Consider the following 24297-nt stretch of genomic DNA (forward strand, 5'->3'; position numbering starts at 1 on the left):
GCCTTAAATATTTTAAGAAAATTTGCGTCTGATTCTAGAGGTTTAACCGACCAGTAACATTAACGCGCTTTAATCACGGTCAGTCTGTACCGGGTATCTGCGGGTAAAAGCGATGCAATTCAGTATTTTGAAGGCAAACGGACGCAACCTGGCGCGTGGTTTCGCTGTCCTCATGGTTGCGGGCACCGCGGCGGGATGCAGTTCCCAGGTCTCGCGGTTCAACAGCGTCGATGACGTCTTTACCTCCTCGACCAACAACCAGCGCGCCATCATCGACAAGCAGGACGCTGCACAGCCTTATCCTGGCGATGCGCCGGTGTCGGCCGCGCCGCTCGACGGCAGCCATACCCAGTCGGTCAGCCGCTCAAGCCTCGAGCCGGTTACGACGCAGCAATTGCCGCCGGTCAGCCAGTCGCAGCCGGCGCCCGCCGCCAGTCCGGCTCGCACCGCTTCTGCGCCAGCCGCCCCCCAGGTCGACCGGATCGCAACGGGGACAGCGGCAAAGCCGTTCAAGGACGCACAGTCTGATGCTCCGCGCATGGCGACGGCAGGCGGCGCACCGCGTGCTACCGAGATCGTCGTCAAGGACGGCGAGACCATTTCCGGCCTGTCGCGGCGCTACGGCGTGCCCGCCGATGCCCTCATGAAGGTCAATGGGCTAAGCGCGACCAACGGGCTGAAGACCGGCCAAAAGCTCGTCATCCCGGCCTATGCCTATTCGGGCAAGAAACCGGCGCCGAAGCTTGCGGACGCCAAGCCTGCGAACGACACCAAGCACGATTTGCCGGCCAAGGCGCCGGAGATGGTGGCCGTGCTGCCGCAGCAGCCGAAGCTCAAGGAGGGCAAGTCCGCCGCGCAGGTGGATGCATCGGCCGCAGCAAGCCAGCCGAAGGACGGAAAAGCCGCCCCCAAGACGACTAGTGCCGGCGGCACCTATACGGTCCAGCAGGGCGATACGCTGTCGGCGATCGCCAGGAAGACCGGCGTCGGCGTGGTTGCGTTGAAGCAGGCGAACGGCATGCAAGACGGTCTGCTCAAGATCGGCCAGACCCTGAAGGTGCCGGCCGGCGGAACCGCGACGGTTGCCGGTGCCAAGCCGGCAAAGGTCGATCCGGTAACGACTGCCACCACCCCGCCTGCGGCAAAGACCACGCCGTCGGAGACGCTCGCCGCCTACACGCCGCCGAGGAAGGATGCCAAGGTCATCCAGCAGGCCGAGGACGACGACGCGGTGGCGCCAAACGCCACCGGTATCGGCAAGATGCGCTGGCCGGTACGCGGCCGCGTGATCTCCAGCTTTGGCGGCGGCAAGGATGGTGTCGACATCGCGGTGCCGGAAGGAACCCCGGTCAAGGCGGCCGAGAACGGTGTCGTCATTTACGCCGGCGATGGCCTCAAGGAATTCGGCAATACGGTGCTGGTACGCCACGAGAACGGGTTGGTCACTGTCTATGGCCACACCCGCTCGATCGAGGTCCAGCGCGGCCAGAAGGTCAAGCGCGGCCAGGAAATCGCGCAGTCCGGCATGAGCGGTACCACCGACTCGCCGAAACTGCATTTCGAAGTGCGCAAGAATTCAGCGCCGGTCGATCCTTCGACCTATCTTGAATAAAAGAAAGTCGATCCTTCGACCTACAAAAGAAAGTCGATCCGTCGACCTATCTCGATTAGAACAAGAAAAGCAATTGCGCGCCGCCTGACCTCCAGTCCGGCCCGCCGGCTCAGCCCGCTCCGCAAGGGGCGGGTTTTTTCCGTCTTCGTCCCTAATCTTTGAGCGATTTGCCGAGCCGGCCTGCCAGATTCTGGGTGAATTGCCAGGCAACGCGGCCCGAACGGCTGCCGCGCGTCGTCGCCCATTCCAGCGCCTCGGCGCGCAGCGTCTCGGGATCGATGGCAAGGCCGTGGTGGCGGACATAGCCGTCGACCATGTCGAGATACTCGTCCTGCGAGCATTTGTGGAAGCCGAGCCAGAGGCCGAAACGGTCGGACAGCGAGACTTTTTCCTCGACCGCCTCTGACGGGTTGATGGCGGTCGAGCGCTCATTGTCGATCATGTCGCGCGGCAGTAGGTGCCGCCGGTTTGAAGTGGCGTAGAAGATAACATTGGCCGGGCGGCCCTCAACGCCGCCTTCCAGCGCCGCCTTCAGCGACTTGTAGGACGTGTCGTCGTGGTCGAAGGAGAGATCGTCGCAAAACAGGATGAACCGGTAAGGTGCTGCCTTCAGCAAATTCATCAGCTTCGGCAGCGTGTCGATGTCCTCGCGATGGATCTCGATGAGCTTGAGCGGCAGGTCCAGCTTTGCCGAGGCATTGACCGCCGCATGCACGGCCTTGACCAGCGAGGACTTGCCCATGCCCCGTGCGCCCCACAACAGCACGTTGTTGGCTGCGTAACCGGAGGCGAAGCGCTCGGTGTTGTCGACCAGTATGTCGCGGACGCGGTCGACGCCGCGGATCAGGCCGATGTCGACGCGGTTGACCTTGAGCACCGACTCCATATAGCCGGGATCAGCCTGCCAGACGAAGCAATCGGCCTCGCCGAGGTCGGTTTCCGGCACCGGCGGCGGGGCGAGGCGGGCGACCGCCTCGATTAGACGGTCTAGCTTCTTGTTCAGGGCTTCAATGGTGCTGTCGCTCATCTCTTGTCTTTTTGTTTTTGCATTCAGGAGTGTGACAACGGAACCTATTTGATTCCGGCGGTTTCGGAACCGGCTCCAACCTTTTGTTAGAGCATGATCTTTTCCGAAACCGCACTCCATTTTTTGGGATCATGCTCTAACACGGCTCAACCAGCCGGAAAAGCAGCTGAAATGCCTGGCCGCAGTTGCATTGGTAACTTTACCGACTATATTCCGGCCAAATTTCACGGGGCCGCCAAATTTCCCCAGGACGGTTTGGCGGCTGTTTTTCAAAATTCAGGAGTACCTCGATGTTCGTGACACCGGCATATGCCCAAGGCGTCGGCACCTCCCCGGATATGTTCATCAGCATTTTGCCGTTTGTTCTGATTTTCGTGATCATGTATTTTCTGATCATCCGGCCGCAGCGCACGCAGTTGAAGAAGCGCGGCGAGATGCTGGCGGCGGTTCGTCGCGGCGACACGGTCATCACTGGCGGCGGTTTCGTCGGCAAGGTGACCAAGGTGATCGACGACAACGAACTCGAGATCGATCTCGGCGGTGGCACCAAGGTAACGGCGCTGCGCTCGACGATCGCCGATGTGCGCGTCAAGGGCGAGCCGGTGGCGAACCAGAACGCCAAGAAATAACCGAATTGTCGGCGGAACGATCCGCCAGGAACGCCCTGACCGAAAATCTTGGCTGGCCACTCGTCACAGGGCGCCAACGATATCGTGATGCCATTGCGCGCCGGCCCCTTGCCGGCAAGATTGACAATAGTTGAAGAAGGCCCGATGGCAGCACCAAAGTGACTGACCCGTGCTCGATAATTGCCCATGTGCGGACCAACGACGAGCCGCTGGCGAACCAGAACGCCAAGATATAACCCGATTCCAGGCGGAACGATCCGCCAGAATGCCCTGACGGACGACGCCATATGCTTTATTTCTCGCGCTTCAAGATGATCCTGATCTGGCTGGCCGTGGCCGCCACAGTGATCCTCGCCGCGCCCAATCTTTTCTCTGCCAGCACGCTGGCCCAGCTTCCTAACTGGGTGCCGAAGCGCCAGATGACGCTCGGCCTCGATCTGCAGGGCGGCTCGCATATCCTGCTCAGGATGGATCCGAACGATCTGACCAAGGATCGGCTGGAGACGACGCGCGACCAAATCAGGACGCTGCTGCGCGATGCCAAGATCGGTTATACCGGCCTTGCCGGATCAGGCCGGACCGTGCAGGTCCGCATCACTGATCCCGGCCAGGTCGATGCCGCCAAGACGGCGCTGAAGACACTGACTGACCCGGTGGCCGCCGGCCTGTTCAGCGGCGGCTCGGTCCAGGAGATGTCGCTGGATGATTCCGAGCCCGGCCTGCTCAAATTCACCGTCACCGATGCCGGCATCAAATACCGCACGTCCACGGCGCTGGCGCAGTCGCTTGAGGTCGTCGAGCGCCGCGTCAACGAACTCGGCACCACCGAGCCGATCGTGCAACGCCAAGGCGAAGACCGCATTCTGGTCCAGGTGCCGGGCCTGCAGGATCCGCAAAGGCTGAAGGATATTCTTGGCCAGACCGCCAAGCTGACCTTCCAGATGGTCGATCAGACCATGCCGGTGCAGGACGCGCTCAACGGTCGTCCGCCGGCGGGATCCTCGGTTCTGTATTCGCAGGATGATCCACCGGTTCCGTATCTGATCGAGAACCGCGTCATCGTTTCGGGTGAAAATCTCGTCGATGCGCAGGCGACGTACAATTCCCAGACCAACGAGCCGGTGGTTTCGTTCACCTTCGATTCCAAGGGAGCGGCGCGCTTCGGCCAGGCGACCTCACAAAACGTCGGCAAGCTGTTTGCCATCATTCTGGACAATCAGGTGATTTCGGCGCCGCAGATCCGCGAACCGATCCTTGGCGGCAGCGGCCAGATCTCGGGCAACTTCACCGCCGAGAGCGCCAACGACCTCGCCGTGCTGTTGCGTGCCGGCGCGCTGCCGGCGACGCTGACGGTGATCGAAGAGCGCACGGTAGGGCCTGGGCTCGGCGAGGATTCCATTCACGCCGGCAAGGTCGCCGGCGTGATCGGCTCCATCCTCGTCGTCGTTTTCATGTTCGTGGCCTATGGCTTCCTCGGCTTCATTGCCAACATCGCGCTGGCGGTGCATGTGGCGATGATCATCGCGTTGTTGTCGTTGCTTGGCGCGACACTGACATTGCCGGGCATCGCCGGTATCGTGCTGACCATCGGCATGGCGGTCGATTCAAACGTTCTCATCTACGAGCGCATTCGCGAGGAACGGCGAAACGGTCGCTCGGTCATCCAGGCGATCGATACCGGCTTTTCGAAAGCGCTGGCGACCATCGTCGATTCGAACGTCACCTCGCTGATCGCGACCGTGGTGCTGTTCTGGCTCGGGACCGGACCGGTGAAGGGCTTTGCCGTAACCTTCGCCATCGGCATTCTGACCACCGTCTTCACCGCGTTCACTTTCACCCGGCTACTGGTGTCGATCTGGCTTCGCCGCGCCCGCCCGAAGGAGTTACCGCGCGCGCCGGTGACCTTCGTCCCGCCGGGCACGAGAATTCCGTTCATGGGCATCCGCCGCTGGACATTCGCGCTGTCCAGCGTGCTGTCGATCCTGGCGGTCGTGCTGTTCATGACTGTCGACATCAATTACGGCATCGACTTCAAGGGCGGTTCGCTGATCGAGGTCCAGGCCAAGGATGGCACCGCTGATATCGCCGACATCCGCGGCAGGCTTTCGGAACTCAACATCGGCGAAGTGCAGGTGCAGCAGTTCGGCGACCCGAATGACGTCTTGATTCGCGTCGGCACGCAGGAGGGCGGCGAGAACGCCGAACAGACCGTCATCGACAAGGTGCGCGGCGAGTTGCAGGACCATTACGATTTCCGCCGCGTCGAGGTGGTGGGACCGACGGTTTCCGGCGAACTCGCCAAGCAAGGCACCATTGCCATGCTGATCGCACTGCTCGGAATCCTGATCTATGTCTGGTTCCGTTTCGAATGGCAGTTTGCGGTCGGCGCCATCATCGCCACAGTCCACGATGTGGTCATGACAATCGGCTTCTTCGTCATCACCGGTCTCGAATTCAACCAGTCGTCGCTTGCGGCGATACTCACCATCATCGGCTATTCGCTCAATGACACGATCGTCGTCTATGACCGTGTTCGCGAAGACCTACGAAAATACAAGAGAATGCCGCTGCCGCAATTGTTGAATAACGCCATCAACGAGACGCTGTCCAGAACGACGCTGACCTCGGTGACTACGATGCTAGCGCTGCTGGCGCTGGTGCTGTTCGGCGGCGAGGTGATCCGCTCGTTCACGCTGGCGATGCTGTTCGGCGTGGTCTTCGGAACCTATTCGTCGATCTTTATCGCCGCACCACTCCTCATCCTGTTCAAGCTGCGGCCGCAGGCCGCGACGGCCGATGAGGAGAAGCCGGTGAGCGGCGGCAAAGCCCTGGCGACCTGACGGGCGGCCAACGGGGTGATCAAAGGCATCGTCATCCGCGAAGCGCATTTCCCCGGCCGCGCGCCGATCGACGCCTATGGCAATGGCGGGTTTCGTTTCGCCGACATGTCGCATCGCGGCTCGCTTCTGTGCCTGCCGTCGGGCATCTACGGTTGGGAGCCGGCCGATCCCCTGGCACTGACGGCGGCGGATTTCGCCAAGCTGCTCAATGAAGCTGACAAGGTCGAGATCCTGCTGGTCGGCGCCGGCAAGGATCTCAAGCCGTTGCCGGCCGCGTTGCGTACCGCGCTGAAAGCGGCGGGCATTGCGGCCGATTCGATGTCGACCGGCGCGGCCGTGCGGACCTACAATGTTCTTCTGGCGGAAAACCGTGCGGTGGCCGCCGCACTGATTGCCGTCGAGTGACGTGAGCGAGAACGCCAAAATCGTCATGCAAACGGTGCGAGGCGCCGACCATGACCGCTATGTTTCCGCGCTCTATGCGCCTGAAGACAAGCGTGAGGCACTTTTTTCGCTTTATGCCTTCAATGCCGAGATATCAGGCATCCGCGACCGTGTCCGCGAGGCGCTGCCCGGCGAAGTGCGGCTGCAATGGTGGCGCGATGTCATCGCAGCCGAGGACGCCGGGGCAGGCACCGGCCATCCGGTTGCGGACGCGTTGACGGCCACGATTTCCGCCCACCGCCTGCCGAAATCTGCCTTCGAGAACATGCTCGAAGCCCGTATCTTCGATCTCTATGACGACCCTATGCCGTCGCGGACCGATCTGGAAGGCTATTGCGGCGAGACCGCAGCGGCGCTCATCCAGCTTGCAGCGATGGTGCTTGATCCCGTCGAAGCACCACGGTTTGCCGAACTTGCCGGCAGGGCCGGTTGTGCACAGGCGATGACCGGCTTTTTGCTGCTGCTGCCGCTGCATCGCAAGCGCGGGCAATGCTTTGTTCCGGCCGACATTCTGGCGGCCGCAGGGTCCTCGCCGGAAGAGTTCGTTGCGGGCGATGGTGGCCCTGGAGCGCAACGCGCCGTCGCCGCGATGATCGCGCTGGCGCAAGAACATCTTGCCGCTTTCGAAAGCGGTGCATCGGCTTTGCCGGTTTCGCTGCGACCGGCATTTTTGCCGCTGGCCTTGTCGCGCGCGTATCTCGGCAAGATGGGAAGTTCTCCTCATTCACCTCTGAAGCGCGTGGCGCAGCTCTCGGCCTGGCGCCGCCATTGGCTGCTCTTGCGTCGCGCGACGCGAGGCTGGCCGGACGCCTGAAGGCTGACACGAACTCCGTAACTGCTACTCCGCTGCTTCCGCCCGCGAAGGCAATCCCAGCCATTGGCGGCAGTCGGCCAGCGCGCGTGACGTCACCGCACGTCGCTTGACGACGGTCTTATCCTTGCCGCGCAGGCGCTTTCCCTCGGCTTTCGGCGCTTCCACAGGGGGAAACAGGCCGAAATTGATATTCATCGGCTGGAAGGAGCGCTTTCCCGGCTCGTCGTCGGAAACGATGTGACCGCCGGTGATATGGTTGAGCAGCGCGCCAAAGGCTGTGGTCATCGGCGGCAGCGCCGGCGCGTGGCCCAGCCGCTCGGCGGCGGCAAAGCGCCCGGCAAGCAGGCCGATGGCCGCACTTTCGACATAGCCTTCGCAGCCGGTGATCTGGCCGGCGAAGCGCAGGCCGGGCCGCGATTTCAACTGCAGCGAATGGTCGAGCAGCGTCGGCGAATTGATATAGGTGTTGCGGTGCAGGCCGCCGAGGCGAGCGAACTCGGCGTTTTCGAGGCCCGGGATGGTGCGGAACACGCGCACCTGCTCGGCATGCTTCAGCTTGGTCTGGAAGCCGACCATGTTGTAGAGCGTGCCCAGCGCATTGTCCTGGCGAAGTTGCACGATGGCATAGGCCTTCACCGATGGGTTGTGCGCATTGGTCAGCCCCATCGGCTTCATCGGCCCATGACGCAGCGTCTCGACGCCGCGCTCGGCCATGATCTCGACCGGCAGACAGCCGTCGAAATATGGCGTGCCTTCCCATTGCTTGAATTCGGTTTTCTGACCGTCGACGAGTGCCCGCACGAAGGCAAGGTACTGCTCCTTATCCATCGGACAGTTGATGTAGTCCTTGCCGGTGCCGCCAGGCCCGACCTTGTCGTAGCGTGACTGGAACCAGCAAACGTCCATGTCGATCGTGTCGAAATGGACGATCGGCGCGATGGCATCGAAGAAGGCGAGCGCATCGGCGCCGGTCACTTCCGCGATCGATTGGGCGAGCGACGGTGCGGTCAGCGGGCCGGTGGCGATGATCGCCTGGTCCCAATCCGCCGGCGGCAGGCCGGGCACTTCCTCGCGCTGGATGGTGATGAGCGGGTGCGCTTCGAGCTTTTTGGTCACCGCTTCGGAAAATCCGTCGCGGTCGACGGCAAGCGCACCGCCGGCGGGCACCTGGTTGGCATCGCCAGCGCTCATGATCAGCGAACCGGCCAGCCGCATTTCGGCGTGCAGCAGACCGACGGCGTTGGTTTGCGCATCGTCGGAACGGAAGGAATTGGAACAGACGAGCTCGGCCAGCCCATCCGTCTTGTGCGCATCGGTGCCGCGCACGGGACGCATTTCATGCAGAACAACAGGAACGCCGGCTTCGGCCGCCTGCCAAGCGGCTTCGGAGCCGGCGAGACCGCCGCCGATGACGTGAATGGGATTCTTGTTCATGAGCGCCGAAATAATCCCTTGTAGCTGCGATTGCAATTGCATGAGTTCGTCGCACTGTTGGCGCCAAGTGCTGCAATCGTCTACTATCGGAGAATGGACGGGAGTCTCGGGATCTTTGCCGGAGCTACCTTTTTGACAGTCGTGATCGCCATGAGCGGATCAGCGGCCGCCGGCGAACTGGCCGCGACGGCTTCCAAGCGGATCCCCATATGCCACGGCTACAGCTGCAACTATCGCACGATGCTGGCGCTTGGCCCCGGTGACGGCGCGCGTTTCCGCTCTATCCTGCGTGCGGGTGCGGGTTCGCCCCAAGCCGAGCGCTCAGCTATTTCGAAGGCGGTCCGCTATTTCGAGCAGCGCATTTTCCGGGCCATCGGCATTCGCGATCTGCCGCAGTCGGAATTCGGTGCATCGCGCATCAGGGGCCAGATGGATTGTGTCGACGAATCGACCAATACGCATGCGCTGCTGGTCTATCTTGCCGAGCGAAAATTGCTCAGGTTTCACAAGGTCGAGGACAACGCCTCGCGAGGCTTGTTTGTCGACGGGCGCTATCCCCATTGGACGGCGGTGATCAGCGACCGCGGGGGCACCGAATGGGTGGTGGATTCCTGGTATGCGCCGATGGGCGGCGCACCGGACATTTTTCCGCTGAGCCAGTGGAAGAAACGGGGCGTGCTGGAAAGCGGTGCGCTGGACTGACGACAGTCTCCCGCCAAACGGCTCTCGGACTGCTTCGACTCTGAAAACAACAACACCCGCCGGGGGAGGAGGTCCGGCGGGTGTCGTTTTGCTGGCCGATCCCCGGGAGGAGGTGAAGATCGACCGTATTCGTCATCGCCGGGGAGGAGGTCGGCTTTGACGAAATTCCTTTCGCCTGGTGAAGGGGGCGAAACCCTTTTGGGACGAAATTCGTTTCGCCTCGCGGACGAACGTTTCGCTCTTGGAAACAGCGCCCGCCGCGGGAGGAGGTGCGGCGGGCGCCGTTTTTGTGGTCAACCCTCGGGAGGAGGTGAAGGCTGACCGTATTCGTCAGGGTCGGGGAGGAGGTCGACCCTGGCGAAATTCCTTGACTAGATCGCCTTGCGGGCGATGCTCTTGATCTCTTCGCGGACGATGCCGAGATCATGCAGCTGGCGGTTCGAAAGGCGACCCAGCTCGGTAACCGTCGAGCGATAAACGCGCCAGTTACGATAGTTGCGGATCAGGTTCATTGTCGTTCTCTTTTCAATTCAAACTGGTTCGGACCATTTGCGGTCCGAAGAGGATTAGACCGCCTTGCGGGCGACGTAGTGAATGTCGCTGCGGCTGATGCCGAGGTCGGTCAGTTCGCGGTTGCTCAGGCGGCTCAGCTCGGAAACGGTGTCTCGGTAGCGGCGCCAGTTGCGATAGTTGCGGATCAGGTTCATGGTATTCTCGTTTCGTCTTTCTTTCGGATCATTCCGTCTTTGTGTACGCCGTGAAGATAGGTGGGGTCATATCGATTTAAAAGCGCTATTGGTGCATGGCAGCAATGCAAATTGTGCAATGCACAATCAACGCGCGCTCGCTTCTTCGACATAGATAAACCCGAATCGGAAAATGCCGTTGCGTCAACGGTTTGGCCGGATCGGCTGAAAAAAAGACCGAGCTGGGGGAGAAGGTATGGCGAGCTATTCGTCACGCGTCAGGGCCGATATCGCACGATGGCTGCAGGCTGGCCTGATCGATGCCTCGACGGCCGGCGCGCTGACGCGCGACGTCGAGGCCAATCAACGGACATCGCTGAGCTTCGGTTCGATCCTGGCTATGATGGCGGCGCTGCTGTTTGGCGCCGCCATCCTGATCTTCGTCGCCGCTAATTGGGAAGCCATCCCGCGGCTGGCGCGGGTGGCGGCGCTCTTCGCCATCATCCTCGCCTGCTATGTCGGCGGCGCGGTGCTGAAGACGCGCGACCATCCTGCGCTCGGCGAGGCACTTTGGATGGTCGCCGCGGCGGCATTCGGCGGATCGATCGCGCTGATCGGCCAAATGTATCATTTATCCGGCGACGAGACATCGGCCTTGATCACCTGGGGCGCTGGCACGACCTTGGCGGCGGTAGCGCTGCGCTCGAACCCGCTGACCGTCGCTTCTGTCGGCATTGCCGACGCTTGGCTGTTCCTGAGAGGGTTCGACTATTTCGGGCGTGCGGAATTTCCGCACCTCTTCGTCGTCATGGCGAGCGTGTTGTTCGCCATTTCGTTCTGGAGCCGCAGCCAGGCGGCGCGCCACCTGATCATCTTGTCGGCCATCTTCTATCTCGTGCTGTTGTTTACGGAATACGAAACACTGCAGGTCGCTGTGCCGCTCGTCGTCGCGTCGGTGCTGCTTTTCTCGGCTGCGATCTTCGCTGCTGAGCCCGTCGACTGGATACTGCAGCTGGGCGGCCGGCTGCCCTTGCACGCGCTGGTCGGATTTCTCACCGGCCTGGCGATGATCCAGTTCGAATTAGCCGATTTAAGCAGCTACAACAGCGGCTTCGCCATTGCCTCGGCCGTTGCACTTGCCGGCATTGTCGCGGCAATCGTGCTGGGCGGACGCGACAGCAGGGGCTTGCGCTGGGTTGCCTATGCCGGCTTCGCCTTCGAACTCGCCATCATCTACATGGTGATGTTGCAGTCGATGCTCGACACGGCAGGCTTCTTTCTCGCGGCAGCAGTGCTTCTCGGCATCCTTGCCTTTGTCATCCTCCGCATTGAAAAGCGCATGAGGTCCCCGAGCGGAGAAGGAGCGGCGGCATGATGACCGGTAAAAGACTGATCATCTCGGCGGTGGTGCTGGCGCTCGTCCAGACCGGCTTCCTGAGCTGGATCATCGCTGGTCGGGCGGCGATCCTGCGCGACGGCAAGCAAGTGCTGCTTAGGGTCGAACCGATCGATCCGCGCGATCTGCTGCGCGGCGACTTCATTCGCCTTGGCTACGATATTTCCCGCATACCGGTGAAGCTGATCGCCAACATTCCAGCCGGCAAGCTCACGAGCGACGACACGCCGATCGTCGTCAGGCTGAAGCAGGGCGCCGACGGCTATTGGGAGGCGACCGCGGCCTGGTTCGGGCAAGCGCCGGCGCCGGCAGCATCCGACGAAACCGATATCGTCGGGCATGTGTCCGCGGGGTGGGATCTCAGCGCAGCCACGACGATCGCGCCGGATTACGGCATCGAACGTTTCTACCTGCCGGAAGGCGAGGGAATAGCGATCCAGAACGATATGCGGGTGCGGCCGTTCGGCATCCGCGTCGCAATCGCAGCCGATGGCGCCGGGCAGATCAAGGCGCTGATGGACGGCGACAAGACGCTGTTTGAGGAACCACTTTATTAGAATTGGCCCGGATTAGAATTGGGAAAGCGTGGCCGCTCGGACAGCATCAAACATGACAACTATCCTGACGACACGCGAAGACATAAATCTCAGCTCCGTTTTCCGCGTCGCCTGGAAGAAAGACACGGTGCAAATCAGCGGCGAGGCCTTGCAGCGCATCGCAGAGTGTCGCGCGTCGTTCCTACGTCTTATTGAAACCGACCCTGTACCGGTCATCTATGGCGTAACCACCGCTATGGGAGAACTGGCGAGCAGGCGGCTCGAACCTGGCGAGCGGGGTCGCCATGCGCGCATCAAGGCGTTCGCAGCCGCCACATCGTTCGGCGAGCCTTTACCAGATCGCGTGGTACGGGCGATCGTGCTCGCCCGCCTGGCCAATTTCCTCGAAGGAAACGCCGCGACGACACCGCGCATGGCGCTCGCCGTCGCCGCGATGCTGGGCGGCAAACCCATGCCCATGGTGCCGTCCTCCGGCCAAGGTGGCGCCGGTGAAATCCTCGCCCTCTATCCGCTCTTTGCGGAACTTTCGACGCGCTTCGAACTGGAAATCAAGGAACGGGGATCTTTGATCAATGGCTCGCCTTGCGCTGCCGCGCTCGTGGCCGACGCGGCCTTGGCGGCTCGCCGCCGCATTCGCCTTGCCGAAGAAGTCTTTGCACTTTCCATCGAGGCGTTTCGCGCGCCGCTCGAACATTACGATCCGGCGCTCGACGCGCTTTGGGGCGATGAACACGAAGCAACGGCCCTGCGCGGATTGAGAGAGTTTCTTGCAGGCGCCGGAACCGGGCGCCGCAATTATCAGGCACCGGTCAGCTACCGAATCGTTCCTCGCATCCTGGGGCAGGCGCATCGCGCGCTGGCGTCGGCAGAGCGGGCGGCCACTGTGTCGCTCGCTTCGGTATCGGACAACCCGGTCTACATCCCGCCTGACGACGGGCACCCGCTCGGGCGCTGCATCAGCACGGGCGGCTCATGGCAACACCCGCCCTGGATGATCTGGCAGCGATATGGGCCGATATCTGCCTCTTATGCGACCGCCACGCCTCGAAGCTTTTGAACGGCAAGGTATCGCTCCTGCCCGATCTGCTTTTGACGGGGCGGGACTGGAGTGACAGCGATGGTCACGGCAATGTCGGCTATGTGCCGATGGCGATCACGGGCTATCTGGAGCAGGCGAAACTCGCGGCGCAGCGCACCTTCATCCCGGGAACGGAATCGGCCGGCGCCGGCCAGGACGATGTAGCGACGACGGTGTTCCTCGCCTGGACGAAGGAAGCACGCGCCGGCCGCTGCATCGATGCCGCGATGGCGATGCTGGCGGTGATCGCCTCGCAGGCGCTGCACGTAACCGAGCGTGTGGCGCCTCCGGCGCTTCTGTCGTTCGTCGCGGATATCAGAAGCATCGTGCCGCCGGTCGGCGACGATCGCGTGCTGGGACCTGAACTTGCGAATTTGACCGAGTGGTTCACGCGCCAGGTCTTTGAGGAGTAAGCGGCCTGCAGTTTCACGATGCCCAAAAATGGCGGCTAAGACCAGAACGGCCCAAGGATGAACACGGCCATTAGGGCAACAAAAAGCAGAGCGATGATCACGGCGCCCCACATGAAGACCTTTCCGGTGCCGCGTTTCTCTTCCTCGCGAGATAGGTCTTTCGCCATCGCACGGATCCTTTTTGTGAAGGTCGATGACTTAGCAACGTGTTTTGCCGAGGCTGGTTCCCGGCAGTCATCTTGAGCAGGATCAGCTTTCGCAAGGGCCATTTGATGCTCTGCCGAACAGATCGCACCTGGGAGAACGCGGCGTTTCCAGGCCTTCTGGCGAAAAACTTGGTGCGATGAAGGGACACGAACCCTACGCTTTCGGCACTGGAACCTTAATCCACTTTTCTAGGGGAGCAGTGCTGCGGGTAGAGTGCACCTGAGATTTTTGACCCCTTTGAAAGCACACGCGATTTCGGAACTGCCGACTAGCTAGCCCATTCCTTTGGATTCCAAGGGCTTCTGTGTGAAACCGGCGAAAATCCGTTCGTTTGATTTCAATGGGTTAGGAGAAGATTGTAAAACTTTTTTCGGTTAGACCTCCGGCGTGACAGGCCGGTGAAAATACCGAGATCCGTCAACGATAGCTTCTGACCTGCCACTGAACTTTCATCCAGTGGCGATTAGAGCCTCGGCCGTTTTTGATCCGATACCATTCTTGGACCGCCGGAAGGTCGAGTTTTCCGGCTTTGCACGATGGTGGGCTCGCGCCATCGGGATCGGCGCGTCCCGGTCGTGAAGATAGGCTCGATATGCCTGATTTGGTGGTCGAACAAGCAGAGGCCGGACGGCAATCGCTTGTAAGTTGAACGGCCAGCCGGCTCTTCCCGATACACTTGCGATTCCAACAATCGTGCTCTATGCGGTCAGCCATCGATCGCAGGTAAGGGCAGTGAACGTGACGATAGTAGATTTCGTACGACGGCGCTTGGTTTACGCTCTCTCGGACCTTGGAAAGGGACGTGAATGTCTATTCTGCGGCTGGGAGGGAAGTGAGTTCCGGCCACGGCTTAATCCGCGCAAGCCGTCAGCCGATTCATACTGTCCGAAATGCGGTAGCCTGGAGCGTCACCGTCTTGGCTATTTTGCTCTTCGGTCGAAGCTGAAGGACCTTCAAAGCACCCTTCATTTCGCCCCAGAGAAGCCAATTGAAAAATGGCTCAGAAGCATCTCCCGCAGGTATGTCAGTTGTGACCTTGAACCGGGATTGGCGATGGAGGTCGAGGACATCACAAAATTATCCTACTCGGACGAGAGCTTCGAATTCATTTGGTGCTCAAACGTTCTGGAACATGTCCCAGACGATCGCGCGGCGTTCTCGGAGTTGCGCCGGGTACTGACGAAAGGCGGAACATGCGTCGTGGCTGTCCCGATATGGCGCAGAAAGACCTACGAGGACCCCACGGTCACAACGCCAGAATCTCGGATTGAAAAGTTTGGCCAGATCGATCACGTAAGGCTATATGGGTTCGACATAGAGGACCGCTTGAAGGCGGCCGGTTTCAATGTCGAAATGATCACTGCTCGCGATTTCGACCCACGCGACGTTGGCAGGTATGGGCTGAATCACCTGACGACCGGCGAGTTGTTCGTCTGCACTTAAATGCTCCAAGCTAGAGACACGGGGGCGCGTGCCTAGCTAAGCTAGGTTCCAACGTAATACCCATTAAACGCAGCCGACTCGCTGACACGGTCGCGCGCCTGATGGACAAGGCCGATCTCTATCTGCCGATCTGGCGCCGCCTGGAGCTGGAGCTACAAAAACGCGGGGAAGCCGATGCGCTGTTGGATGATAACAAGAATTAATGAGAGATACACGCAAAATCGTGGTGCGGGTAGAGGGACTCGAACCCCCACGTTCTCACGCCAGAACCTAAATCTGGTGCGTCTACCAATTCCGCCATACCCGCTGGCTTTGTGTCACCGTAACACGTCTATGTCACAAGCTGTGTCATAAGTTCAAGACTTAGATTTTCGAGGTTTTTCGGCCCCCGCGTGCCGTCTATGCCAGTCGCCTGGGCAAGTCCCCTGTCGGTGGACCGTGGACATCACGCCGCGCCACGCGCTGGCATCGCCTCGAACTGACGGATCATATTTAGGGTTTCTTGCAAAGCTGTCGGCCAAGATAAGCACCAGATGGTGCCATCGGCGGCCACGGCGCGGATCTCCCGTCCAAAGTAGGCGACGGCGGCGCGAACGAACTCATCGGCGGTCAGGTTTTTCTGCCTGGGAATGTATTCACAATTCTTTCAAATTGATTCGGAATTTTTTGCTACCCGTAAGTCACGATCGTAAACAAATTCCGGGTCAGCAATTCAAAAACTCTCTGAGTTCGTTGTCGCCAAAGTTGCAGGCTTTGAAACTGCTGCTGAGGTAACTACCAAAGGAGAGTGTCATGGCAAATGTCGTTAAGTGTTTCGCCACAGCTTTGGCCGGTGGTGCACTTATTTTATCTCTGTCTTTTCCTTCCAGCGCAGGCGGCGTTAGCGTCGGAGCCGGCGCATCAGTTGGCGGCCGAGACGGCGTAAATGCCGGTCTCGGCGCCTCGATCGGCGGCAGTGGCGGCATCGCGGGAGCTGGCGCCTCGATCGGCGGTGGTAGCGGGGTGAATGCCGGCGCCGGTGCATCGATTGGCGGCATCAGGCGCGTTACCGCTGGTCTCGGCGCCTCCATCGGCGGTAGGAGCGGGGTGGATACCGGCGTCAGTGCATCGATTGCCGGCAGCAAGGGCATTACTGCCGGTCTCGGCGCCTCGATCGGGGATAGCGGCGGTGTTAACGCGGGAGCCGGCGCCTCGATCGGCGGTAGCAGCGGAGTGGATGCCGGCGCCGGGGCATCGATTGGCGGCAGCAGAGGCATTACCGCTGGTGGGGGTGCCAATGTCGGTGGCTCTGGTAGTATCACTGCCGGTGCAGGCGCCAATGTGGGCGGCACCGGCATTACAGCGGGTGTGGGTGACAATGTTAGTGGGACGAGCGGTGTCCGCGTGGGCGGCGGAACCCTTCTTAGCACAGCCGGGATTCCTGGAACACCCGGCACTCACGGCGTGAGCCTGGTCGCGCAGATGTCCAGCAGCCAGTTGATACGGATGAAGAAGCGCTGCGTCGACGTGCTCGGGAGCGGCGGCACATACGATCGCGACCTACGTGAGCTTTGCTTGCTGATCGCACGCCGCTGAGAAGACTGCGCAAACGCGAGTATCGCATCCGCCGTGGAGGCTTTGACAATACTCTCCTGGCCTCGCGGCCGGCCCGCCACTCGCAACGTGGCGGGCTTCTCTGCGTCAGGATCGCTGCGCTGGGCCATCGTTCTGTCAATGTCGCGGTCAAAATAGGGCCGTTCGCCGGCGCATGATCCCGAAAATCGAAAATCGATTTTCGGAAAGGATCACGCGTCAAAATCAAGGTGCTACAACGTCCTTTGCGCGTCCAAGAGGACGCGCGGCGCTGTAGACGCGAAGATGGTTGAAAATTAGCCGCGCCTGTGACAAAAGGCGTGTCGAATGTGACGGGATGCGACGATCCGCTTCTGCAGAATGTGATAAGAAGTAGGATAAACAAAGACTTATTCACATTTTGGAGCGTATTTCTGAAGGATTTGAGCCGCGTTGGGCGGACAGATCGCCAAGTCCCGCACCAAAAGCCATTCCCGGCAAGATAATACCGGCAGGCTGTAAACGGCAGGAGCCGTTTGGCTGCCTCATTGGTGGAAACAAAGGTTCTATGATGCAGGTCACCGAAACGCTCAACTCCGGTCTCAAGCGCGAGATCAAGATCACCGTGCCGGCCGGTGACATGGAAGCCAAGCTGATGGCGCGGCTTTCCGATGCCAGGAACAAGGTCCGTATCAACGGCTTCCGCCCCGGCAAGGTGCCCGTGCAGCACCTGCGCAAGGTCTACGGCAAGTCGTTCATGGCCGAGGTGGTCAACGAGATCCTCAACGATTCGACCCGTTCGATCATTACCGGGCGCGGCGAAAAGGCCGCCATGCAGCCCGAAGTGATCATGACCGAGGACGAGAAGGAGGCCGAGAAGATCCTGGCCGGCGGCGCAGACTTCGAGTTCCGCCTGAACTACGAGATCATCCCGCCGATCGAGATCAAGGATTTCTCCGACATCAAGGTGACGCGTCAGGTGTTCGACGTGCCGGATTCGGAAATCGACGAGCAGGTCCAGCGTGTCGCCGAATCGGCGCGCACCTATGAGCCGAAGGCCGGCAAGGCCGCCGAAGGCGACCGAGTGACGATCGACTATGTCGGCAAGATCGACGGCGAAGCCTTCAGCGGCGGCGCCGGCACGGACCAGCCGCTGGTGCTCGGCTCCAAGGAATTCATTCCCGGCTTCGAGGATCAGCTCATCGGCAGCAAGACCGGCGACGAGACGCAGGTCACGGTCACGTTCCCGGAAAACTACCAGGCGGCGCATCTGGCCGGCAAGGAAGCGACCTTCGACGTCACCGTCAAGGAAGTGTCCAAGCCCGGTGCGTTGGAAATCAACGACGAAATGGCCAAGAATCTCGGCCTGGAGTCGCTGGAGCGCCTGCGTGAAGTGGTGCGCGGCCAGATCGAGAACCAGTTCGGTTCGATGACGCGCCAGAAGATCAAGCGCCAGCTGCTCGACCAGCTCGATGCCGCCTACTCGTTCGAGGCACCGTCGAAGCTCGTCGAGGCCGAGTTCAACAACATCTGGAACCAGGTCAATCGCGATCTGGAAGCCGCCGGCCGCACCTTCGCCGACGAGGAGACGACGGAAGAAGAGGCGCGCGCCGAATATATGCGGCTTGCCGAGCGCCGCGTGCGTCTCGGCCTGGTTCTCGCCGAAATCGGCGAGAAGGCCGGCGTGACGGTGTCGGACGACGAATTGCAGCGTGGCCTGTTCGAGCAGGTGCGCCGCTACCCGGCCAACCAGCAGCAGGAAGCCTTCGAATTCTACCGCAGCAACCCCGAAGCGCTGAACACGCTGCGCGCGCCGCTATTCGAGGAGAAGGTGGTCGACCATCTGCTCGGCCAGATCTCGGTCACCGACGTCAAGGTTAGCAAGGAAGAGCTGATGGCCGACGACGAGGACACCGAGACGGCCAAGGCGAAGCCGGCGAAGAAAGCCGCTGCGAAGAAGGCCGACGCCAAGCAGGCCGACGATGCGGAAGAGCCCAAGAAGAAGGCCGCGCCGAAGAAGAAAGCTGCCAAGGACGCGGAATGACACGGCATTCTGCGAATTGTGAAAGGCCGCCCACGAAGGCGGCCTTTTTCGTTGCCGTCGACGTCGTAAGGCCGCCCCCCCTAATCGCGAGGCAATTGACTGACGAGGATCCGCATCACGGTCACTCGCCTGGGCAGTTCAATGAGAAACTCTTCGTCACGCGGCAGGTGGTGGATCTTGTGCGGGTCGCCGCCGGTGAAGCTCGCCATGGCTTCGACGTTTGGCCAGTACGAGATTGTCACGAACTCTGTTTCTTCTTCGCGATCTTCGCGAAACAATTGCAAGCCAAGTGCCTTCTCCTGAAGCGGCGGAATGCCTTCGCGGCGTAGATAGGGCTCGTAGGCGTCTGCCAGGTCACGGCGTGTCCTTCCCCGCCAGATCCGGGCAATTGTGGCGTTGTCGGTCATGAAGTGCTCCTCTGTGCGGGGGAATGCAGGACCTCGCCGAGAAACCGTCGCACAAGCGGCAGGGCGACTTCGAAATGGGTCTCCAGCAGCCAGTGTCCGGCGTCGTTCAGCAAATGCAGCTCGGCCTGGGGGATATCGCGCAGATAGGCCCGCGCTGCCGGCTCAGGCATGTATTCGTCCTTCGGTCCCCAAAGGATCATTGCCGGCGGCCGCTGCTCGCGCAGGTATCCCTGGTAACGAGGGAACCAGTCGAGATTAGCCTTGAGCTTCTCCATCAGTCCGACTGAAAGCGCACGGCGCACAGGCGTATCCATCAGCGGCCAATGCAATTTCCACAGATCGGGCGGCACACGTCGAGCGACATCGCCATTGACTTCGCCTACGAACTCGGCGCGAAAGCCGTCCTCGCTCACCGCCTTTTCGAGCGGCGCGCGGTTCGCTGGTGAAGGATCCCGGCAGAAACGCCGGATCGTTTCGTATTTGGGGCCAAGAGCATCCGCGTAGATGTCGCCATTCTGGATGATGAGGGCCCTGATCCGCGATGGCTGCGCTATGGCGTGCCGCAGGCCGATCTGCGAGCCGTAGTCGTGCAGCCACAGCGCGTAGCTGCCGAGCCCCAGCGCGTCGGTGAACCGCTCCAGAAAAGTCGCGTAAGCGTCAAAATCATAACCGAACCGTGCCGGATCGGGGGTTCCACTGTAGCCAAAGCCGGGGAAGTCCGGCGCGACCGTCCGCCACCGATCGGCGAGCGCCGGCATCAGCCGGCGATATTGGAAGGATGAACAGGGATAACCATGCGGAAGCAGCAACACCGGCGCGGCTTCAGGGCCTGCCTCTCTGTAAAAGACCGTGTCGCCGTCGATCGTGCGGGTGCCGTGGCGCACCTCCAGGACGCTCCCGTCGTTCATTGACGCTTCTCTGATTTTTGATCTTCCAGATGTTTACCGTAGCTGGTCTAACGCCTTTACCCCGTATGCGTTCCGGTTGCGCTCGACGCCAATCGATCTGCCTCGTCACCCCGGCAGCAATCCTGCTGGTCGACTTCTTCTATCTGAGGGCCAGATTCTGTGGTACGTAGATGCCGCAATTCCATGCGGGAGACGTGGATGTTCCGCGCTGTCGTGCAAGGGGCGCATGCCGTGTCGGCACGCGCAGATCGTCCAAGACAGATTTGGCGATCGGGGAGGAATGCCATGCGTGCAATCGCGTTTTTCGCCGTCGTGTCCGTTGCGACGTTTATCACGAGCCAATCTCAGGCACAGGATGCCGCCGCGGGTGAGAAGGTCTTCGCCAAATGCAAGGCCTGCCACGTCGTCGACGAGGACAAGAACAAGATCGGTCCGTCGTTGAGCGGCGTTATCGGCCGGACGGCCGGCACGCATCCGGGGTTCAAATACTCCAAGCCGATGACCGAGGCGGGTAAATCCGGCGTCAAATGGGATGACGCCACGCTGACGGCCTACCTTCGCGACCCGAAGGCCATGATCAAAGGTACGAAGATGGCGTTTCCCGGCCTCAAGAAGGATGAAGATCTCGCCAACGTCATCGCCTATCTGAAGCAATTTTCCAAATGACCCGGTTCTTCCGCCAGGAAGTAACCCGGTTCTTCCGCCAGGAAGTAACCTGGCTCTTCCGCCGGCCAATGGCGCGGCCAGATTGCCTGTCCCCATCGGTGGTCGCCTGAAATGTCGGCGCGGGAAAGAGGCCTCAAGGATACCGGTATCCAGATATCTGAAGCGACGGTCAGTGATTTCTTCGCGCTTCTGAAACCACGCGTCATGGCGCTTGCTGTTTTTACCGCCTTCGTCGGCCTGTTGGTGGCGCCTGGGGTGATGAATCCGGTCATCGCCGTGATTGCAATTGGCGCAATTGCGGTTGGAGCGGGAGCGGCCGGGGCACTCAACATGTGGTACGATGCCGATATTGATGCGCTGATGTCGCGCACATCAAAGCGGCCGGTCCCGTCAGGCCGGGTCATGCCAGGCGAAGCTCTCGGCTTCGGCCTGGTGCTTTCCGTACTTTCGGTCATGACGCTCGGCGTGCTGGTGGGGTGGCTTGCCGCATCGCTGCTGGCCTTCACCATCTTCTTCTACGTCGTCATCTACACGATGTGGCTGAAACGCTCGACGCCGCAGAATATTGTCATAGGCGGCGCCGCGGGTGCCCTTCCTCCGGTGATCGGGTGGGCGGCGGCCGCCGGCGCCGTCGGGGTTGAAAGTCTCATCCTGTTTCTGATCATTTTCCTCTGGACGCCGCCGCATTTCTGGGCGCTAGCGCTGTTCAAGATCGGCGACTATGCTGCCGCCGGCATTCCCATGATGCCGAACGTGGCCGGTCAGGCTTCGACCAGAAAACAAATCTTCGTCTATTCACTGATCCTGGCACCAATCGGCGTGCTCCCTTGGGTTTTTGGATTCGCGAGCGGATCGTACGGGCTCGTTTCGGCCGCATTGGGCGCGGGTTTCATCTGGCATGCCTGGAAGCTTCTGATCGACAAAAGGTGTATTGAAGGGTGGGAGATGAAACGCGCAAAGGCGCTGTTTGCCTATTCGATTTTCTATCTTTTCGCGATCTTTGCCGTGCTGCTTGCCGATACCATTGCCATGCGTATCCTCACGTCAGCCGGAAATTGACGGCGTGACCTGCCTCGTTGCTGCATCGAATCCTGATGTTTTCGGATTGCCTGCCGGATTGAGACAACCAATCGGCGATTGCTGAACGAGGTCCGCCCCGAACCTGCTCAAACCTCACGTTGGCACTGCGCAGAACCCCAGCAACAGCAGGATAACTACGCCAAGGCCGAGCATGAGAACGGTCTTTCCATCCATGACCTTCACCCTTCAACCCGGCTTGGAGGATATCGAAGGAAGGCCGTTAGAGCTAGCCGGATCACCGGAGCCGTCCCCTCAGACAAAGGGCGGCGACAAATCCCATGCAAGAGCGTATGTTGACCATGGTGCAGGTCGCGGTTTTGCGTGGCCAGTTACGCTGAACGGCAGCACCGTTGAATCGCGACCTTACCGGACCTGGTCTGGAGGAATGGTCATGGCAAGTTTTCACGTGATTGCAGGCGCCAGCGAGACGCTGGAGCACACCAGAATACGAAAGATCGGCGTTTCCGACCTTTTCGACGCGCTTAAGCGAGGGGTCGACGATTTTATGGTCAAACCGTCGCATATCGTTTTCCTCTGCCTGATCTATCCGCTTGTCGGCGTCGTGCTCGCGGTCTGGACGTCGGGCAACAATGCGCTGCCGCTGTTGTTTCCGCTGGTGTCAGGTTTTGCGCTGATCGGTCCATTCGCGGCGATCGGCCTGTATGAGATCAGCCGCAGGCGGGAAGCCGGGCTCGACGCCTCCTGGGGCCACGCTTTCGAGGTCAGGAATTCTCCGGCGCTGCCGGCCATCGCGGCGGTCGGGATTATGCTGCTTGCGATCTTCATCGCCTGGCTTTTGACCGCGCAGATATTTTACCAGCAGGTGTTCGGCCCGGCCCCGCCGGAATCGCTCTCCAGCTTCATCAGTGATATATTCGCCACCGGACGCGGCTGGACGCTGATTATCCTGGGCCACGCCATCGGCTTCGTCTTCGCCGCGGTCGTATTGTGCACCACGGTCGTCGCGTTCCCGTTGTTGCTCGACCGCGACGTCGGCGCCTATGAAGCCATCCACACCTCGGTGCGCGTGGTCCTGGCGAACCCGATCGTGATGGCAGTGTGGGGCCTGATCGTCGCCGTCGCCCTGATCATAGGCTCGCTGCCGGTGTTTGCCGGGTTGGCGGTCGTGCTGCCAATCCTCGGTCACGCCACCTGGCACGTCTATCGCAAAGTAGTGGAATCGCCGGCTTCCACCAAACCGGCGAGCTGAAAAAATCCTGCCTTGCCGCACCGGCGAGCGCGCCGGTACGGCAAGGGCTGAGCCTTCAGTAAGCCGGGTAGCTAAAGCGGGCTTGCTGTGCGTCGCTGGTCAGGTTGCGGAAATCCTTGCCGCTGACATGCACGAGCGTCCTGTGGTCACCGCCCTCGAAATAGATGTCGGCGGCATTGCCGAGGCTTTCATCGAGGATCACCGGCACATCGTAGGCCGCGCCGATCGGCGGGATGGCGCCGGTGTCGCAATCCTCGAAGAGCGAAACCACCTCGTCTTCGGAGGCGAGTCCGATTCGCTGGTCCATGACGTCCTGCAACGTGCCGAGCTCGATCCTGTGCGTGCTGGGCACCACGGCCAGCGCATAGCCACCGTCGTGGTGAACGACCACCGATTTGGCCATTATGCTGCCGGGCACATGCGCCGCTATGGCGGACTGCCTGCTTGTCGAGGTGCGGTGGTGCTCGACGGTGTCGTAAGAAATTCCTTTCTCGTCGATAAAGTCCTTCAGTCTGTTTGCGATCGTCATCTTGAGCCTCCCTCGCTGGAGTTCGCGACGCATGTGGAAACGAGGACAATCATTCTGCTTCTGTCGTTTCCCCTACCAACAAAAATGGGCCAGCTGTCGATTGTTTCAAGGCGCACAGGAGCGGCCCCAAAATAGCGCTTCCTGCTCTTGACGGGCGACGCCGTCGACAAACCCTGTACGTGGATTGCGCGTCAGGGCTCGGACCCAAAAAACACGGTCCGGGTGAGAAGCGTGTAATCCGATTCGAAGACCATCATCGCCACGAACACCAGCACCAATATCGGCGGCAATATGATCGCATATGTCAGCGCCAGCCGTTCCCAGGCCATGTGCATGAAGACCGCGACGATCAGCCCGGCCTTGAGCATCATGAAGATCAGGATCAGCGACCATCTGAGATAGCCCTGGAGGCCGACATAATCGACCAGATAGGAGCAGGCGCTGAGGATGAACAGCCATGCCCAGACCACCAGATAGAGCTTGATCGGGTGCTCCTGATGAACTTCCGCGGGGGCGGTGCCGGTTGCCGCCGGATCATGCGCTTGAGCTCCGTGAAGCGTGTGTTGCGCCAGGCCGTTTGCGGTTACCTCAGCCATATCTGCCTCTCAAAGATGCTGCTT

At 60.8% G+C, this 24297-nt stretch carries 25 protein-coding genes and 1 tRNA gene; 16 read left to right on the forward strand and 10 right to left on the reverse strand.

The window, feature by feature from the left end:
* Window positions 1-112 precede the first annotated feature (112 nt).
* Window positions 113-1612, forward strand: coding sequence for a peptidoglycan DD-metalloendopeptidase family protein (locus EN807_RS24090; protein ID WP_135936946.1), 1500 nt, complete (start codon window positions 113-115; stop codon window positions 1610-1612).
* 151 nt (window positions 1613-1763) lie between these two features.
* On the opposite strand, the gene EN807_RS24095 is transcribed toward EN807_RS24090, so the two are convergent.
* Window positions 1764-2639, reverse strand: a complete 876-nt coding sequence (locus tag EN807_RS24095; RefSeq protein ID WP_135936947.1) for an ATP-binding protein — start codon at window positions 2637-2639, stop codon at window positions 1764-1766.
* A gap of 290 nt (window positions 2640-2929) precedes the next feature.
* On the opposite strand from EN807_RS24095, the gene yajC reads away from it, so the two are divergent.
* The 4 genes from yajC (at window position 2930) to EN807_RS24115 (ending at window position 7366) form a co-directional block, all read left to right on the forward strand.
* Window positions 2930-3268, forward strand: coding sequence for a preprotein translocase subunit YajC (yajC, locus tag EN807_RS24100; protein WP_065007771.1), 339 nt, complete (start codon window positions 2930-2932; stop codon window positions 3266-3268).
* A 287-nt stretch (window positions 3269-3555) separates the two neighbouring features.
* Entirely contained in the window at window positions 3556-6108 is a 2553-nt protein-coding gene (secDF, locus tag EN807_RS24105; RefSeq protein WP_127317602.1) for a protein translocase subunit SecDF, read from the forward strand.
* A 15-nt stretch (window positions 6109-6123) separates the two neighbouring features.
* Window positions 6124-6513, forward strand: a complete 390-nt coding sequence (locus EN807_RS24110; protein ID WP_135936948.1) for an Mth938-like domain-containing protein — start codon at window positions 6124-6126, stop codon at window positions 6511-6513.
* Window position 6514: 1 nt separating this feature from the next.
* Window positions 6515-7366: a phytoene/squalene synthase family protein gene (locus EN807_RS24115; protein WP_189522563.1), complete on the forward strand. Its 852-nt coding sequence runs from the start codon at window positions 6515-6517 to the stop codon at window positions 7364-7366.
* 24 nt (window positions 7367-7390) lie between these two features.
* Here the strand turns inward: EN807_RS24115 and trmFO are convergent, their stop codons facing one another.
* The gene (gene trmFO / locus EN807_RS24120) at window positions 7391-8800 is read right to left on the reverse strand and encodes a methylenetetrahydrofolate--tRNA-(uracil(54)-C(5))-methyltransferase (FADH(2)-oxidizing) TrmFO (RefSeq protein ID WP_135936949.1); all 1410 of its coding nucleotides are present in this window, start codon (window positions 8798-8800) and stop codon (window positions 7391-7393) included.
* 141 nt (window positions 8801-8941) lie between these two features.
* Between trmFO and EN807_RS24125 the strand changes: the two genes are divergently transcribed.
* Window positions 8942-9502: a hypothetical protein gene (locus tag EN807_RS24125; RefSeq protein ID WP_246684316.1), complete on the forward strand. Its 561-nt coding sequence runs from the start codon at window positions 8942-8944 to the stop codon at window positions 9500-9502.
* Window positions 9503-9873: 371 nt separating this feature from the next.
* Here EN807_RS24125 and EN807_RS24130 read toward each other — a convergent pair whose 3' ends face one another.
* Window positions 9874-10014, reverse strand: coding sequence for a DUF1127 domain-containing protein (locus EN807_RS24130; RefSeq protein WP_023802557.1), 141 nt, complete (start codon window positions 10012-10014; stop codon window positions 9874-9876).
* 54 nt (window positions 10015-10068) lie between these two features.
* The gene (locus EN807_RS24135; protein WP_006335194.1) at window positions 10069-10209 is read right to left on the reverse strand and encodes a DUF1127 domain-containing protein; all 141 of its coding nucleotides are present in this window, start codon (window positions 10207-10209) and stop codon (window positions 10069-10071) included.
* Between the two features lie 235 nt (window positions 10210-10444).
* Between EN807_RS24135 and EN807_RS24140 the strand changes: the two genes are divergently transcribed.
* Genes EN807_RS24140 through EN807_RS36750 form a run of 4 tightly spaced genes read left to right on the forward strand, consistent with a single transcriptional unit; the run spans window position 10445 to window position 13632 of the window.
* Complete coding sequence (locus EN807_RS24140) at window positions 10445-11563, forward strand: DUF2157 domain-containing protein (protein ID WP_135936950.1); 1119 nt, start codon at window positions 10445-10447, stop codon at window positions 11561-11563.
* Window positions 11560-12141: a GDYXXLXY domain-containing protein gene (locus EN807_RS24145; RefSeq protein WP_135936951.1), complete on the forward strand. Its 582-nt coding sequence runs from the start codon at window positions 11560-11562 to the stop codon at window positions 12139-12141. Before EN807_RS24140 ends, EN807_RS24145 begins: the two co-directional genes overlap by 4 nt.
* A 52-nt stretch (window positions 12142-12193) precedes the next feature.
* Window positions 12194-13198, forward strand: a complete 1005-nt coding sequence (locus EN807_RS24150; RefSeq protein ID WP_246684312.1) for an aromatic amino acid lyase — start codon at window positions 12194-12196, stop codon at window positions 13196-13198.
* A complete protein-coding gene (locus tag EN807_RS36750; protein WP_246684313.1) occupies window positions 13195-13632 on the forward strand; it encodes a hypothetical protein in 438 nt (145 codons plus the stop codon). The genes EN807_RS24150 and EN807_RS36750 overlap by 4 nt, the downstream gene beginning before the upstream one ends.
* 35 nt (window positions 13633-13667) lie before the next feature.
* Here the strand turns inward: EN807_RS36750 and EN807_RS24155 are convergent, their stop codons facing one another.
* The gene (locus tag EN807_RS24155) at window positions 13668-13901 is read right to left on the reverse strand and encodes a hypothetical protein (RefSeq protein WP_135936952.1); all 234 of its coding nucleotides are present in this window, start codon (window positions 13899-13901) and stop codon (window positions 13668-13670) included.
* A gap of 583 nt (window positions 13902-14484) precedes the next feature.
* Between EN807_RS24155 and EN807_RS24160 the strand changes: the two genes are divergently transcribed.
* Window positions 14485-15282, forward strand: coding sequence for a class I SAM-dependent methyltransferase (locus EN807_RS24160; RefSeq protein WP_135936953.1), 798 nt, complete (start codon window positions 14485-14487; stop codon window positions 15280-15282).
* 224 nt (window positions 15283-15506) lie between these two features.
* On the opposite strand, the gene EN807_RS24165 is transcribed toward EN807_RS24160, so the two are convergent.
* A tRNA-Leu gene (locus EN807_RS24165) sits at window positions 15507-15589 on the reverse strand.
* Window positions 15590-16074: 485 nt separating this feature from the next.
* Between EN807_RS24165 and EN807_RS24170 the strand changes: the two genes are divergently transcribed.
* Window positions 16075-16857, forward strand: coding sequence for a hypothetical protein (locus tag EN807_RS24170; protein WP_135936954.1), 783 nt, complete (start codon window positions 16075-16077; stop codon window positions 16855-16857).
* A 547-nt stretch (window positions 16858-17404) separates the two neighbouring features.
* Complete coding sequence (tig, locus tag EN807_RS24175) at window positions 17405-18877, forward strand: trigger factor (RefSeq protein ID WP_135936989.1); 1473 nt, start codon at window positions 17405-17407, stop codon at window positions 18875-18877.
* An 80-nt stretch (window positions 18878-18957) separates the two neighbouring features.
* Here tig and EN807_RS24180 read toward each other — a convergent pair whose 3' ends face one another.
* Window positions 18958-19284 (reverse strand): hypothetical protein, encoded by a 327-nt coding sequence (locus EN807_RS24180; RefSeq protein WP_127320340.1) that lies wholly within the window; start codon window positions 19282-19284, stop codon window positions 18958-18960.
* Window positions 19281-20192 carry an alpha/beta hydrolase gene (locus EN807_RS24185; RefSeq protein ID WP_135936955.1) on the reverse strand — a complete coding sequence of 304 codons (912 nt, stop codon included), beginning with the start codon at window positions 20190-20192 and terminating at the stop codon, window positions 19281-19283. Before EN807_RS24185 ends, EN807_RS24180 begins: the two co-directional genes overlap by 4 nt.
* A 285-nt stretch (window positions 20193-20477) precedes the next feature.
* On the opposite strand from EN807_RS24185, the gene EN807_RS24190 reads away from it, so the two are divergent.
* From EN807_RS24190 to EN807_RS24200, 3 genes are all read left to right on the forward strand, one after another.
* Entirely contained in the window at window positions 20478-20858 is a 381-nt protein-coding gene (locus EN807_RS24190; RefSeq protein WP_135936956.1) for a cytochrome c family protein, read from the forward strand.
* 111 nt (window positions 20859-20969) lie between these two features.
* Entirely contained in the window at window positions 20970-21917 is a 948-nt protein-coding gene (locus EN807_RS24195) for a heme o synthase (RefSeq protein ID WP_135936957.1), read from the forward strand.
* A gap of 412 nt (window positions 21918-22329) precedes the next feature.
* Window positions 22330-23148: a DUF2189 domain-containing protein gene (locus EN807_RS24200; RefSeq protein WP_135936958.1), complete on the forward strand. Its 819-nt coding sequence runs from the start codon at window positions 22330-22332 to the stop codon at window positions 23146-23148.
* 55 nt (window positions 23149-23203) lie between these two features.
* On the opposite strand, the gene EN807_RS24205 is transcribed toward EN807_RS24200, so the two are convergent.
* Window positions 23204-23677, reverse strand: coding sequence for an aminoacyl-tRNA deacylase (locus tag EN807_RS24205; protein ID WP_065007814.1), 474 nt, complete (start codon window positions 23675-23677; stop codon window positions 23204-23206).
* Between the two features lie 191 nt (window positions 23678-23868).
* A complete protein-coding gene (locus EN807_RS24210) occupies window positions 23869-24273 on the reverse strand; it encodes a cytochrome C oxidase subunit IV family protein (protein ID WP_127319096.1) in 405 nt (134 codons plus the stop codon).
* Window positions 24274-24297 lie beyond the last annotated feature (24 nt).

The organism is Mesorhizobium sp. M5C.F.Ca.ET.164.01.1.1 (genome assembly GCF_004792125.1).
Taxonomy (GTDB): domain Bacteria; phylum Pseudomonadota; class Alphaproteobacteria; order Rhizobiales; family Rhizobiaceae; genus Mesorhizobium; species Mesorhizobium wenxiniae.